Source organism: Klebsiella sp. G-Nf4 (assembly GCF_002810615.1).
Classification (GTDB): domain Bacteria; phylum Pseudomonadota; class Gammaproteobacteria; order Enterobacterales; family Enterobacteriaceae; genus Klebsiella; species Klebsiella variicola.
Window position 1 is genome coordinate 149,800 of the sequence record NZ_PION01000011.1, and the last position, 13,619, is coordinate 163,418.

General features: G+C 55.0%; 11 protein-coding genes. 8 read left to right on the top strand and 3 right to left on the bottom strand.

From position 1 onward, the window contains the following. Positions 1 to 25 precede the first annotated feature (25 nt). From ilvN to leuO, 3 genes are all read right to left on the bottom strand, one after another. On the bottom strand, positions 26 to 517 hold the full coding sequence (gene ilvN, locus CWM57_RS21350) for an acetolactate synthase small subunit (protein ID WP_002888536.1): 492 nt from the start codon (positions 515 to 517) through the stop codon (positions 26 to 28). Between the two features lie 2 nt (positions 518 to 519). Continuing rightward, entirely contained in the window at positions 520 to 2,244 is a 1,725-nt protein-coding gene (ilvI, locus tag CWM57_RS21355) for an acetolactate synthase 3 large subunit (RefSeq protein ID WP_061155769.1), read from the bottom strand. Positions 2,245 to 2,638: 394 nt separating this feature from the next. Next, the gene (leuO, locus tag CWM57_RS21365; RefSeq protein WP_074386869.1) at positions 2,639 to 3,607 is read right to left on the bottom strand and encodes a transcriptional regulator LeuO; all 969 of its coding nucleotides are present in this window, start codon (positions 3,605 to 3,607) and stop codon (positions 2,639 to 2,641) included. A gap of 613 nt (positions 3,608 to 4,220) precedes the next feature. Here leuO and leuL point away from each other — a divergent pair. From leuL to CWM57_RS21410, 8 genes are all read left to right on the top strand, one after another. Continuing rightward, positions 4,221 to 4,307: a leu operon leader peptide gene (leuL, locus tag CWM57_RS21375; protein ID WP_004222662.1), complete on the top strand. Its 87-nt coding sequence runs from the start codon at positions 4,221 to 4,223 to the stop codon at positions 4,305 to 4,307. A gap of 95 nt (positions 4,308 to 4,402) precedes the next feature. Next, positions 4,403 to 5,974 carry a 2-isopropylmalate synthase gene (gene leuA, locus CWM57_RS21380; protein WP_100676344.1) on the top strand — a complete coding sequence of 524 codons (1,572 nt, stop codon included), beginning with the start codon at positions 4,403 to 4,405 and terminating at the stop codon, positions 5,972 to 5,974. After that, positions 5,974 to 7,065: a 3-isopropylmalate dehydrogenase gene (gene leuB, locus CWM57_RS21385; protein ID WP_100676345.1), complete on the top strand. Its 1,092-nt coding sequence runs from the start codon at positions 5,974 to 5,976 to the stop codon at positions 7,063 to 7,065. Before leuA ends, leuB begins: the two co-directional genes overlap by 1 nt. 2 nt (positions 7,066 to 7,067) lie before the next feature. Further along, entirely contained in the window at positions 7,068 to 8,468 is a 1,401-nt protein-coding gene (leuC, locus tag CWM57_RS21390; RefSeq protein ID WP_061155772.1) for a 3-isopropylmalate dehydratase large subunit, read from the top strand. A 10-nt stretch (positions 8,469 to 8,478) separates the two neighbouring features. Continuing rightward, entirely contained in the window at positions 8,479 to 9,084 is a 606-nt protein-coding gene (gene leuD / locus CWM57_RS21395) for a 3-isopropylmalate dehydratase small subunit (RefSeq protein WP_008807446.1), read from the top strand. Positions 9,085 to 9,481: 397 nt separating this feature from the next. Next, entirely contained in the window at positions 9,482 to 11,515 is a 2,034-nt protein-coding gene (locus CWM57_RS21400; RefSeq protein ID WP_074386870.1) for an FAD-dependent oxidoreductase, read from the top strand. Positions 11,516 to 11,526: 11 nt separating this feature from the next. After that, positions 11,527 to 12,390 carry a shikimate dehydrogenase gene (locus tag CWM57_RS21405; RefSeq protein WP_008807448.1) on the top strand — a complete coding sequence of 288 codons (864 nt, stop codon included), beginning with the start codon at positions 11,527 to 11,529 and terminating at the stop codon, positions 12,388 to 12,390. A gap of 10 nt (positions 12,391 to 12,400) precedes the next feature. Next, positions 12,401 to 13,615, top strand: a complete 1,215-nt coding sequence (locus CWM57_RS21410) for an MFS transporter (RefSeq protein ID WP_074386871.1) — start codon at positions 12,401 to 12,403, stop codon at positions 13,613 to 13,615. Positions 13,616 to 13,619 lie beyond the last annotated feature (4 nt).

Genomic DNA, 13,619 nt, shown 5'->3' on the forward strand with positions numbered 1-13,619 from the left:
CTATTTTTGCATCAGTTCCCGATCCTCAGCGCATGATTTTATCACCGCGAGACAGGCCGACCACACCGGAGCGAGCGACTTCCACGATCCGAGCGACATCACGCAGCGAGGCCAGGAAAGCATCAAGCTTATCGCTGGTCCCGGCGAGCTGAACGGTATAGATAGAAGGCGTCACATCGATAATCTGCCCACGAAAGATTTCGGTGTTGCGCTTCACTTCTTCACGGCCATAACCGCTGGCCTGTACCTTCACCAGCATGATTTCGCGTTCGACATGGGCCCCCTGCCCCAGCTCGCTGACCCGCAGCACATCCACCAGCTTGTGCAGCTGCTTTTCAATCTGCTCGATCGCTTTTTCATCGCCCACGGTCTGGATGGTCATTCTGGAGAGCGTAGGGTCGTCCGTCGGCGCCACAGTCAGGCTTTCTATATTATAGCCGCGCTGGGAAAAGAGGCCGATAACGCGGGACAATGCGCCCGATTCGTTTTCCAGTAATACCGATAATATCCGGCGCATAATCAGGTCCTCTCCGTTTTGCTCAACCACATCTCATCCATGCCGCCGCCGCGGATCTGCATGGGGTACACATGCTCACTGCCGTCGACGGTGACATCGACAAACACCAGCCGGCGCTGGCGCACCTGCTCCAGCGCTTCAGCAAGCTTTGACTCCAGCTCCTGCGGCTCGCTAATGCGGATCCCGACGTGACCATAGGCTTCCGCCAGACGCACAAAGTCCGGCAGCGACTCCATATAGGACTGCGAATGGCGTCCGGAATAGAGCATATCCTGCCACTGCTTCACCATCCCGAGATAGCGGTTGTTAAGGTTGAGCACCAGTACCGGCAACTCATACTGCAGCGCAGTAGAGAGTTCCTGAATGTTCATCTGGATACTGCCGTCACCGGTCACGCAGACCACCATTTCGTCCGGCAGAGCCATTTTGACCCCCAGCGCAGCCGGTAAGCCAAAGCCCATGGTGCCGAGGCCACCGGAGTTAATCCAGCGCCGCGGCTTGTCGAAGGGGTAATAAAGGGCGGCGAACATCTGGTGCTGGCCCACATCGGAAGTGACGTAGGCATCGCCCTGGGTCAGCCGCCAGATAGTTTCAATCACCGCCTGCGGTTTGATTTTATCGCTCTGGTCGTCGTAGCGCAGACAATGGCGGGCACGCCACTGCTCGATCTGTTGCCACCAGTCGCGAATGTCGTCCAGCGGCTGCTGCGTCTCTTCCTGGTCCAGTAGCTCCAGCATCTGCTCCAGTACCAGCCGGGCATCACCGACGATCGGCACATCTGCCGGCACGGTTTTCGAGATCGAGGTCGGATCGATATCAATATGCAGCACTGTCGCGTTCGGACAGTACTTGGCCAGATTGTTGGTGGTCCGATCGTCAAAGCGGACGCCGACGGCGAAAATGACGTCCGAATGGTGCATGGTCATGTTGGCTTCATAGGTGCCGTGCATACCCAGCATCCCCAGCGCCTGCGAGTGCGTCGCCGGGAAAGCGCCAAGCCCCATCAGGGAGGAAGCAACCGGCAGCTTCAGCTTTTCCACCAGCTCACGCAGCTGGGGTTCGCAATGCGCATTGATCGCCCCGCCGCCGACGTAAACAACCGGCTTACTCGCCGCCGCCAGGGTCTGCAAGGCGCGTTTAATCTGTCCCTTATGGCCGCTGGTAGTCGGGTTATACGAACGCATACTCACCGCGTCCGGCCAGGCGTACGGCAGCTTTTTCGCCGGATTGAGAATATCTTTCGGCAGATCGACCACCACCGGTCCGGGGCGACCGCTGGCCGCCAGCCAGAAGGCTTTCTTCAGGACACCGGGAATATCTTCCGTCTGCTTCACCAGGAAACTGTGCTTCACCACCGGACGGGAAATTCCCACCATGTCGCACTCCTGGAAGGCATCGTAACCGATCAGCGATGTTGCCACCTGCCCGGAGAGGATCACCAGCGGAATGGAATCCATATAGGCCGTCGCGATGCCGGTGATGGCGTTCGTGGCCCCTGGTCCTGAGGTGACCAGCACGACGCCAACCTCGCCGGTCGCCCGCGCCAGACCATCCGCCATATGCACTGCCGCCTGCTCGTGGCGAACCAGCACATGATCGATACCGCCAAGGGTATGTAACGCATCGTAGATATCGAGGACTGCGCCTCCGGGATAGCCGAATACTTGCTTGACGCCCTGATCGACAAGCGATTGGACGACCATCTCGGCTCCTGACAACATCTCCATGGTTTGCCTCCAGGCTTATTGTTTTACGACAGCGGAACTCAATTTCCGCGCGCTCGCACGATGCGGAGGAGAGACCCTCCGCACTGAGGTGAATGGACTGCATGCCACTACCATAACTGCTCGCCAGCAGGCAGGCAATTCGCCGCAGGGGATGTGTTCCCCCCGTAATAAGAAGAAAAGAAAGCGGAGAGGTGAAAATATGGTGGATTGCTTCAGAGATAAGAAAAGGGAATGGTAAATACTCGGAGAAAAGGCGTGATAGCAGGAATTGATCCATTTTTCACGAACCCGACGAGCGTCTCGCACAGGCCAAACAGAACAAAATTCTGCGTTATCGAATTTATATCATATAAAAAAAGGAGCCGAAGCTCCTTTCATCCTCGTTGCCATCGACTCAGCGCTTGCAAATATCCACCAGCAGCTCTTCCATCCACTGATGGCCTTTATCGCGGCCAGCCGCTTCATGCCACGAGAGATAGCAGGTCCGGCTGTTGACCTTCAACGGTAAGGGTAATATTTGCAGTGCTAATTTATCGGCAAACTCATTGGCCAACCAGCGTGGCGCAATGGCCACCATCTGGGTTTGCGATACCACGTTTAATACGCTGACCATCGCATTACCCTGATAGGCGATACGCGCCTGCTTATCGGCGGTGTCATACCACGGTAAACTGAATGAGGCATACCGATCGAGAGCCACCGTAGCATGCTCCTCACGATAAATATCCGCCTCCATCACCGGCCCGGAAATACGGGGGTGGTTGCGACTGGCCACCAAAACCATTTCGTCTTTGAATAACGGGACGCAGGCAAACTCAGGGCGACGGAACTCTTCATAACCGATCACAAATTCCGTTTCCTGGTAACGTAACTGATGTTCTGTATTTTGATTCAGCGCGGATTTAAAGACCAAATGAATATTGGGCGCGATCTCCGCAACTTTATTAAAAATAACCGACGTCAGGATGTTATCCAGCGGGCTGCAGACGCACAGATTGAAAACGCGCTCACTGCTTAGCGGTTCAAAACCAGAGCCCGGCAATTCGTTTTGTACCAGCTGTAGTGCCTGGCGCACAGAACCAAAAAGCTGATAGGCCCGCGCCGTCGGCTGAATACCGCGGCCATAGCGCACAAACAGCTCATCATTAAACATCACTTTCAGACGTGAAACCGCATTGCTCACCGCGGGTTGCGACATGCCGAGCGTATGGGCGGCACGGGTAATATTCTGCTCTTGCATCACCGCATCAAAAACGGTGAGCAGATTGAGATCAACCATCCGTAGTTGAGGTTTAACGACTTCCTGTCCGGGGGCTGTTTTATATTCTGGAGTTTCAATTAACATATCTAATTCCGCCGTCACGATGAATTCCCTTTACTAAACCACTATAATTAGCGTCGAAAATATCATTTATCATGCAAATGACATTTGCAAAATAGCAAAGGAGATTTTTAGGAATATATCAAGGCTATGAGTGGCAGTGAAAAAGCGGGATTACCAGGAAAATGAACCGCTCAAACCATACCAGTTACTTAATGATGATGAGTGTAACCATAATCCGTAAAAATAAAAACAACACCAATAGTTAACTGTAACTTAAGCAATAATAAAGTATTTTAGTTTTAACACCATATTATTAACAAATACTTATCATTGAAAAATAATCCGCTAATGAGCAAATACATTCACAAGGAAAATAAATATAATATTTTCATTCAGATAGCTTTTTTTTGCCGCCTCGTTCATGGCACATCGTGGGCGATGCGTTGAATGCAAAGCACTTTTTCAAATGAAACAAATGAGGACGCGCCTCCCTTTGTCCAAAATAGGATCTTCGGCAAAACAGGGCTTACATCAGCACAATTTGCTAATTCACATCGTGAGCCAATAACGCTTTTTCCGTGCCAGGGGTTGACTTTAAAACGGCTATCCAGTAACTCTAAAAGCATAACGATTTCATCTGGAGTTTGACGCAATGATTCGCACCGCTCGTATCACCAGCCTACTACTACTAAACGCATGCCATTTGCGCGGTAGGCTGTTGGGCGACGTTCAGCGTTAAGTCATCTTCCAGCAAGACTATAAAACCCGCGCCTTGGCGCGGGTTTTTTTATGCTCGTCAACAAGGCGCCAGGACACAGACTAAGGATCCAAACCATGAGCCAGCAAGTCATTATTTTCGATACGACCTTACGTGATGGCGAACAAGCGTTACAGGCAAGCCTGAGTGTCAAAGAGAAGCTGCAGATCGCTCTGGCCCTTGAGCGTATGGGGGTCGACGTAATGGAAGTCGGTTTCCCGGTCTCGTCCCCGGGCGATTTTGAATCGGTGCAAAGTATCGCGCGCACCATCAAAAACAGCCGTGTTTGCGCTCTGGCGCGCTGCGTTGAGAAAGATATTGATGTAGCAGCGGAATCCTTAAAGGTGGCTGAAGCTTTCCGCATCCATACCTTTATTGCGACCTCGCCGATGCATATCGCCACCAAACTGCGCAGCACGCTGGATGAAGTGATTGAGCGCGCGATCTATATGGTGAAGCGGGCGCGCAACTACACTGACGATGTCGAATTCTCCTGTGAAGACGCTGGCCGTACGCCGATTGCCGATCTGGCTCGCGTCGTCGAAGCGGCGATCAACGCTGGCGCCACCACCATTAATATCCCGGACACCGTCGGCTACACTATGCCGTTCGAATACGCCAACATTATCAGCGGCCTGTATGATCGCGTGCCGAATATCGACAAAGCGATTATTTCCGTCCACACCCATGATGATCTGGGCATCGCCGTCGGTAACGCCCTCGCCGCGGTCCACGCCGGTGCACGCCAGGTAGAAGGCGCGATGAACGGTATCGGCGAACGCGCCGGTAACTGCGCGCTGGAAGAGGTCATCATGGCGATCAAAGTGCGCAAAGACATCATGAACGTGCACACCAACATTAATCATCATGAAATCTGGCGCACCAGCCAGACCGTCAGCCAAATCTGCAATATGCCGATCCCGGCCAACAAAGCCATCGTCGGCACCGGCGCCTTCGCCCACTCCTCCGGCATCCACCAGGACGGCGTGCTGAAGAACCGCGAAAACTACGAAATCATGACCCCGGAATCCATCGGCCTGAACCAGGTACAGCTGAACCTGACCTCCCGCTCCGGCCGCGCGGCGGTGAAACACCGGATGGAAGAGATGGGTTACCAGGAGAGCGATTACAACCTGGATCATCTGTACGACGCCTTCCTGAAGCTGGCGGACAAAAAAGGCCAGGTCTTCGATTACGATCTGGAAGCGCTGGCGTTTATCAACAAGCAGCAGGAAGAGCCGGAGCATTTCCGCCTGGACTACTTCAACGTCCAGTCCGGCTCCAGCGATATCGCCACCGCTTCAATCAAGCTGGTCTGCGGGGATGAAATCAAAACCGAAGCCGCTAATGGCAACGGTCCGGTCGACGCCATCTACCAGGCTATTAACCGCGTGACAAACTACAACATTGATTTAGTGAAGTATGGCTTAAGTGCGAAAGGCCACGGCAAAGACGCCCTGGGCCAGGTGGATATCGTCGTTGACTACAACGGCCGCCGCTTCCACGGGGTGGGTCTGGCCACAGATATCGTTGAGTCGTCAGCAAAAGCCATGGTTCACGTGCTGAACAACATCTGGCGCGCCGCCGAAGTCGAAAAAGAATTGCAACGCAAAGCTCAGAATAAAGAGAACAATAAGGAAACCGTGTAATGTCGAAGAATTACCATATTGCCGTTTTGCCGGGTGATGGCATTGGCCCGGAAGTGATGAACCAGGCGATGAAAGTACTGGAAGCCGTGCGCCAACGTTTTGCCATGCACATTACCACCAGCCAGTATGACGTCGGTGGGGCGGCTATTGACCGTCAGGGGACTCCCCTGCCGCAGGCGACCGTCGCCGGATGCGAACAGGCGGATGCGATCCTGTTCGGCTCCGTTGGCGGCCCGAAATGGGAACACCTGCAGCCCGCCGAGCAGCCAGAGCGCGGTGCGCTGCTGCCGCTGCGTAAGCACTTCAAACTGTTCAGCAACCTGCGTCCGGCCAAACTGTATCAGGGGTTGGAGGAGTTCTGCCCGCTGCGCGCCGACATCGCTGCCAACGGCTTCGACATTCTCTGCGTTCGCGAACTGACCGGCGGCATCTACTTCGGCCAGCCAAAAGGCCGCGAAGGCAGCGGTCAGCATGAGAAAGCCTTTGATACCGAGGTGTATCACCGCTTTGAAATCGAACGTATCGCGCGCATCGCTTTTGAATCCGCTCGTAAGCGTCGTCACAAAGTGACCTCCATCGATAAGGCCAACGTCCTGCAGTCGTCCATTCTGTGGCGCGAAATCGTCACCGAGATCGGCAAGGAGTATCCGGACGTTGAGTTGGCGCATATGTATATCGATAACGCCACCATGCAACTGATTAAAGATCCGTCCCAGTTCGACGTGCTGCTGTGCTCCAACCTGTTTGGCGACATCCTCTCCGACGAGTGCGCGATGATCACCGGCTCGATGGGTATGCTGCCATCCGCCAGCCTCAACGAACAAGGTTTTGGCCTGTATGAGCCGGCGGGCGGTTCCGCACCGGATATCGCCGGCAAAAATATCGCTAACCCGATCGCGCAGATCCTCTCTCTGGCCCTGCTGCTGCGCTACAGCCTCGACGCTGACGAAGCGGCGACCGCCATTGAGAGCGCCATCAACCGTGCCTTAGAAGAAGGGGTTCGTACCGGCGACCTGGCGCGCGGTACGGCGGCGGTCAGTACTGATGAAATGGGCGATATTATTGCCCGCTATGTCGCAGAAGGGGTGTAATCATGGCGAAGACGTTATACGAAAAATTATTTGATGCGCACGTAGTGTATGAGGCGCAGAACGAAACCCCGCTGCTGTACATTGACCGCCATCTGGTGCACGAAGTGACCTCCCCGCAGGCGTTTGACGGCCTGCGCGCACATGGCCGCCAGGTGCGCCAGCCGGGTAAAACCTTCGCTACCATGGATCACAACGTCTCGACGCAGACCAAAGATATCAACGCGTCCGGCGAGATGGCCCGCATCCAGATGCAGGAGCTGATTAAGAACTGTAAAGAGTTTGGCGTTGAGCTGTATGACTTGAATCACCCATACCAGGGCATCGTCCACGTCATGGGCCCGGAACAGGGCGTCACCCTGCCAGGGATGACCATTGTTTGCGGTGACTCCCATACCGCCACCCACGGCGCGTTCGGGGCGCTGGCGTTCGGTATCGGCACCTCCGAAGTGGAGCATGTGCTGGCGACCCAGACCCTGAAACAGGGCCGCGCGAAGACCATGAAAATCGAAGTTCAAGGCAAAGCGGCGCCGGGCATTACCGCCAAAGATATCGTGCTGGCCATCATCGGTAAAACCGGTAGCGCCGGCGGCACCGGCCATGTGGTTGAGTTCTGCGGCGAAGCGATCCGAGATCTGAGCATGGAAGGGCGTATGACCCTGTGCAACATGGCGATCGAGATGGGTGCCAAAGCGGGCCTGGTCGCGCCAGACGAAACCACCTTCAATTATGTACGCGGCCGTCTGCACGCGCCGAAAGGCAAAGATTTTGACGATGCCGTCGCGTACTGGAAAACCCTGAAAACCGACGACGGCGCGACGTTTGATACCGTGGTGACGCTGCAGGCGGCAGAGATTGCCCCGCAGGTGACCTGGGGCACCAACCCGGGCCAGGTGATCTCAGTGACGGATAATATCCCCGATCCGGCGTCATTCAGCGATCCAGTGGAACGCGCCAGCGCCGAAAAAGCGCTGGCCTACATGGGCCTGAAATCCGGGATCCCGCTGACGGATGTGGCTATCGATAAAGTGTTTATCGGCTCCTGCACCAACTCGCGAATCGAAGATTTACGCGCCGCGGCGGAAATCGCTAAAGGGCGTAAAGTGGCGCCGGGTGTCCAGGCGCTGGTGGTGCCGGGTTCCGGTCCGGTGAAAGCGCAGGCGGAAGCGGAAGGCCTGGATAAGATTTTCATCGAAGCCGGCTTTGAGTGGCGCTTACCGGGTTGCTCGATGTGTCTGGCAATGAACAATGACCGCCTGAATCCGGGCGAGCGCTGTGCCTCCACCAGCAACCGTAATTTTGAAGGCCGTCAGGGCCGCGGCGGACGCACGCACCTGGTGAGCCCGGCAATGGCCGCAGCGGCAGCTGTTACCGGTCATTTCGCCGATATCCGTAATCTGAAGTAAGGAGACCATCATGGCAGAGAAATTTACCCAACATACCGGCCTGGTGGTTCCGCTGGATGCTGCAAACGTCGATACCGACGCGATTATTCCCAAGCAGTTTTTGCAGAAAGTGACCCGCACTGGCTTTGGCGCCCACCTGTTTAACGACTGGCGCTTTCTCGACGATAAAGGCCAGCAGCCGAACCCGGATTTTGTGCTGAATTTCCCGCAATACAAAGGGGCGTCAATCCTGCTGGCACGTGAAAACTTCGGCTGCGGCTCCTCGCGCGAGCACGCGCCGTGGGCGTTGACCGATTACGGCTTTAAGGTCGTTATTGCGCCAAGCTTTGCCGATATCTTTTACGGCAACAGCTTCAATAACCAGCTGCTGCCGGTAACCTTGAGCGACGAGCAGGTCGACGAGCTGTTCAAGCTGGTGCAGGCCAACCCGGGCATGACGTTTGAAGTGGATCTGGAAGCGCAGGTAGTTAAAGCTGGGGATAAAACCTACAGCTTTAAGATCGACGACTTCCGTCGCCACTGTATGCTCAACGGCCTGGATAGCATCGGCCTGACGCTGCAGCACGGAGAGGCGATTTCCGACTATGAACGCAAGCTGCCGGCGTTTATGAATTAACCTTCGGGCCCGGTCATTTGACCGGGCTTTTTATTTTATCGTGACGGGAAATTGAGATCCCGCGCACAAAAAACAATATTCTCGCGCTGGTCGCCAGACCATTACGCTGACCTGTACTGAGAGATAAAGGCGAATCATTCCGCTTTCCTCCCCTTTCTCTGCGCTGTTTATGTATTATCCCTTCACTGCAAGTAAAAATAAGGTACGAGTGTTTAATATAAAAATATAAGAATGTGAAGGAAGCGTTAATCTCATAGAGAACCCCTATAGCTCAGAACAAAAAAAAGCATTATTTTTCGATTTTTCCCCTCGCTATCTTTTACCACAGAGAAATATTAACTAAGGACACGCCCGGGCCCCCGCATATCGGCCTCCCGGCCTCCTGTGGAGAGAAGAGATGAGCCACTACCCGCACCTTTTCAGTCCGTTGACCATCAACGGCATGACGCTTAAAAACCGCATTATCATGCCCCCTATGGGCACAAATATGGCCACGCTCAACGGCGAGGTCTCGCAGGAACAGCTTGAATACTACGAACTGCGGGCTAAAGGTGGCACCGGACTTATCACCATCGAAAATATCTGTATTGATTTTCCCTTCGCTTCCAATGGCACCACACAGCTGCGCATCGATAACGATCAATATATTCCGCGACTGTTTAAATTAACCGAAACCCTGCATAAACATGGCGCCTGCGTATCCATTCAGTTAAATCATGCTGGCGCTTCCGCTTATGCCTACCGCCTCGACGGTCAGACGCCGCTCTCCTCCTCCTCGACGCCCTCGAAAAAGAACGGAAATATTCCGCGCCCGATGACGCATGAGGAAATTTATCATGCCGTTGAAAAATTTGGTGATGCCGCGGAGCGCGTTCGTCGTGCGGGTTTTGACAGCGTCGAAATTCATGCCGGTCATTCCTATTTAATTAGCCAGTTTTTATCGCCGTTATTTAACAAACGCACCGATGAATTTGGCGGCAGCGTCGAAAACCGTACCCGGATATTAAGTCTGATTATCGATAAAGTGCGCGCCTGCGTGGGGCCGCGTTTTCCGGTCAGCCTGCGCATCAGCGCCGATGACTTCCTCAAAGGTGGCAATACCCTCGAAGATTCCCTGCGGATCCTTGAACTCTGCCAGGATAAGGTCGATATCATCAACGTCTCTGCGGCGCAGAATGACAACCTGAATCTGCAAATCGACCAGATGTCGCTGGAGGATGGCTGGAAGCGCTATCTTTCCCGCGCGGTGCGCGATAAATTCCATAAGCCCACGGTCATCGCCGGCAATATTCGCTCACCACAGGTGGCCGAGGATATTCTCGCCAGCGGCGATGCCGACCTTATTGCCATTGGCCGCGGCCTGATTGCCGAGCCGGAGTGGGTGCAGAAGGTGCAAGGCGGTAAAGAGCGCCTGATGCGCAAATGCATCTCCTGCAATATCGGTTGCGCTGACCATCGCATCGCCCGCTCGCGCCCGCTGCGCTGTTCGATTAACCCAGACATCATCCACGGCGATGCCTACAAAATGCGCCGCGTCAGTCGCGAAACGAACGTAGTAGTCATCGGCGCCGGCACCGCCGGGATGGAAGCCGCCTGCACCGCGGCGGAAGTCGGTTGCCATACCTGGCTGCTGGAGGCGAAAAACCACGTCGGCGGTCTCGCCAGCGATATCTCCCGTCTGCCAGAGAAAAAGCGCATCGCCGATTTCCCGCAGTTTATGAAAAATCGCATCGCCTCGCTGGACAACCTGATGCTGCAGGTCGGCAAACGTGCCGACGTGGCCTCAGTTTCCGCCCTGCATCCGCATCTGATTGTCAACGCCACCGGCTCAACGCCGCTGCTGCCGCCCATTGAAGGCTTGCGGGAAAACATTGATACCGCGGACGGCAAAGTCTTTTCCATTACCGGCATGATCGACAACCTGGCGAAATTTACCAATATCGAGGGTAAACGTATCGCCGTCGTCGGCGCAGGCGCCGTTGGCCTCGACGTTATCGAATACTTTACGGCACGCGGCGCACAGGCGGTATTAATCGAGATGCAGGACGCCGCCGGTCGCGACCTCGACATCATTACCAAAAATGCCATGTTGACCATGCTCGACGAGCACCAGGTCGAACAGCACATGAATACCCAACTGATGGCGGTCGCTGCTGACCATTTCCGGGTGAAAAATACACAGCAAACCTTCGATATCCCCTTTGACTATGGCTTTGTCTGCCTGGGGATGCGCGCCAACCGGACGGGTCTCGACGAGATCGAGCGCTGGGCCAATGCCAATAACGTCAAAATCATGAATATCGGCGACAGCCTGATGGCGCGGCGCATTATCGACGGCATCCGCGAAGGCCGCAACGTGCTGGATACCCTGGAAGACATGGGTGCGCTGGGCAGCCGCGAAGCACAACGAATTCCCTTTCTAACTTATTGAGGATTTTTGTCATGGCAGAACGTATTACTGGACACACTGAGCTGATTGGCCTGATCGCCACCCCGATTCGCCACAGCATGTCACCCACCATGCATAACGAGGCTTTCGCCCATCTCGGGCTGGACTATGTTTATCTGGCTTTTGAAGTCGGTAATCAGGAGCTGAAAGACGTTGTGCAGGGCTTCCGGGCAATGAAGCTGCGCGGCTTTAATGTCTCTATGCCGAACAAAACCGAAATTTGCCAGTATCTCGATAAACTGTCGCCGGCGGCGCAGCTGGTCGGGGCGGTCAACACCGTGGTCAACGACGATGGCGTACTGACCGGGCATATCACCGACGGCACCGGCTATATGCGCGCCCTTAGCGAAGCGGGTATCGATATCATCGGCAAGAAGATGACCGTGCTCGGCGCCGGCGGTGCGGCGACCGCGCTCTGCGTCCAGGCGGCACTGGATGGCGTGAAAGCAATCTCCATCTTTAACCGCCGCGATAAATTCTTCGCCAACGCCGAAGAAACGGTAGCTAAGATCCGCAACAACACCAACTGCGAGATCCATTTGTTCGATCTCGACGATCATGACAAGCTGCGCGCCGAAATCGACAGCAGCGTGATCCTGACCAATGCCACCGGCGTTGGCATGAAGCCGTTCGAAGGCCAAATGCTGCTGCCGAACGACAGCTTCCTGCGCCCGGATCTGATCGTCTCTGACGTCGTCTACAACCCGCGTAAAACCCACCTGCTGGAAGTGGCGGAGAAAAAAGGCTGCCGCACCCTGAACGGTCTGGGGATGATGCTGTGGCAAGGCGCGCGCGCGTTCGAAATCTGGACGGGTAAACAGATGCCGGTTGATTACATCAAGAGCATTCTGTTCTAAGAGGCGAATGATGAAAAATAAATACATCCCTACTGCGGCAGGGCTGTATCTCAACTACCTGATCCACGGCATGGGGGTGCTTTTAATCACCCTCAACATGGCCCATCTTCAGGAACAGTGGGGAACAGATGCTGCTGGCGTATCCATCGTTATCTCCTCGTTAGGTATCGGCAAGCTGGCGACCATTGTGACCGGCTTTTTGTCGGATCGCTTTGGCCGTAAGCCTTTTATTTATCTGGGGATCCTCAGCTATCTAATCTTCTTTGTCGGCATCCTGCTGACTAAAAATATCTATCTGGCCTACGTCTTCGGCATTATGGCGGGCCTGGCGAATAGCTTCCTCGACTCCGGAACCTATCCGGCGCTGATGGAGTCTTTCCCGCACTCCGCCAGCCGGGCCAACGTGCTGATCAAAGCCTTCGTTTCCGCCGGGCAGTTCCTGCTGCCGTTCATTATCAGCTTCCTGATCTGGGCGAATCTGTGGTTCGGCTATTCGTTCGTGATTGCAGCGGGGCTGTTTGTCCTGAGCGGTATCTACCTGCTCAAAATGCCGTTCCCTGATAGCCAGTCGGCGAAAAAAGAGGAAACCTCCACGGCGCAGGCGGAAGCAACTGCCCGGCCGCAGGCCAATAAACTGGATATGGTGGTCTTCACCCTGTACGGCTACATTGGCATGGCAACCTTCTATCTGGTCAGCCAGTGGCTGGCGCAGTACGGTCAGTTTGTGGTCGGCCTGCCCTATGCCTCGGCGATTAAACTGCTTAGCATCTATACCGTCGGTTCGCTGGTTTGCGTCTTCGTGACCGCCGCCTTCGTCAAAGAGGTGTTCAGCTCAGCCATCGCCATGATCATCTATACTGGCCTGTCGATGATTTCGCTGCTGCTGGTGTGCCTGTTCCCGACGCCGATGATGGTCACCGGCTTCGCCTTTGTCATCGGCTTTGCCGCCGCCGGCGGGGTACTGCAGCTGGGAGCAACCATCATGGCGATGAGTTTCCCGAACGGAAAAGGCAAGGCAACCGGGATCTTCTACACCGCCGGCAGTATCGCCAGCTTCACGATCCCGCTGATCACCGCAAAGCTTTCGCAGATCAGTATCGCCAGCATTATGTGGTTTGATCTTCTGATCGCCGTAATCGGCTTTGTGATCGCCCTGTACATCGGCTATCGTCAACTGCAGGCTCGGGCGGCACAAAAAGTGTCCCGCACCGCAGTCACCGCCTGAGGTT

Excerpts from the sequence above, each read along its gene's own strand:
- CWM57_RS21400 (WP_074386870.1), top strand. The coding sequence starts at position 9,482 with ATGAGCCACTACCCGCACCTTTTCAGTCCGTTGACCATCAACGGCATG.
- leuA (WP_100676344.1), top strand. The coding sequence starts at position 4,403 with ATGAGCCAGCAAGTCATTATTTTCGATACGACCTTACGTGATGGCGAA.
- leuD (WP_008807446.1), top strand. The coding sequence starts at position 8,479 with ATGGCAGAGAAATTTACCCAACATACCGGCCTGGTGGTTCCGCTGGAT.
- ilvI (WP_061155769.1), bottom strand. The coding sequence starts at position 2,244 with ATGGAGATGTTGTCAGGAGCCGAGATGGTCGTCCAATCGCTTGTCGAT.
- leuL (WP_004222662.1), top strand. The coding sequence starts at position 4,221 with ATGATTCGCACCGCTCGTATCACCAGCCTACTACTACTAAACGCATGC.
- ilvN (WP_002888536.1), bottom strand. The coding sequence starts at position 517 with ATGCGCCGGATATTATCGGTATTACTGGAAAACGAATCGGGCGCATTG.
- leuB (WP_100676345.1), top strand. The coding sequence starts at position 5,974 with ATGTCGAAGAATTACCATATTGCCGTTTTGCCGGGTGATGGCATTGGC.
- leuC (WP_061155772.1), top strand. The coding sequence starts at position 7,068 with ATGGCGAAGACGTTATACGAAAAATTATTTGATGCGCACGTAGTGTAT.
- CWM57_RS21405 (WP_008807448.1), top strand. The coding sequence starts at position 11,527 with ATGGCAGAACGTATTACTGGACACACTGAGCTGATTGGCCTGATCGCC.
- CWM57_RS21410 (WP_074386871.1), top strand. The coding sequence starts at position 12,401 with ATGAAAAATAAATACATCCCTACTGCGGCAGGGCTGTATCTCAACTAC.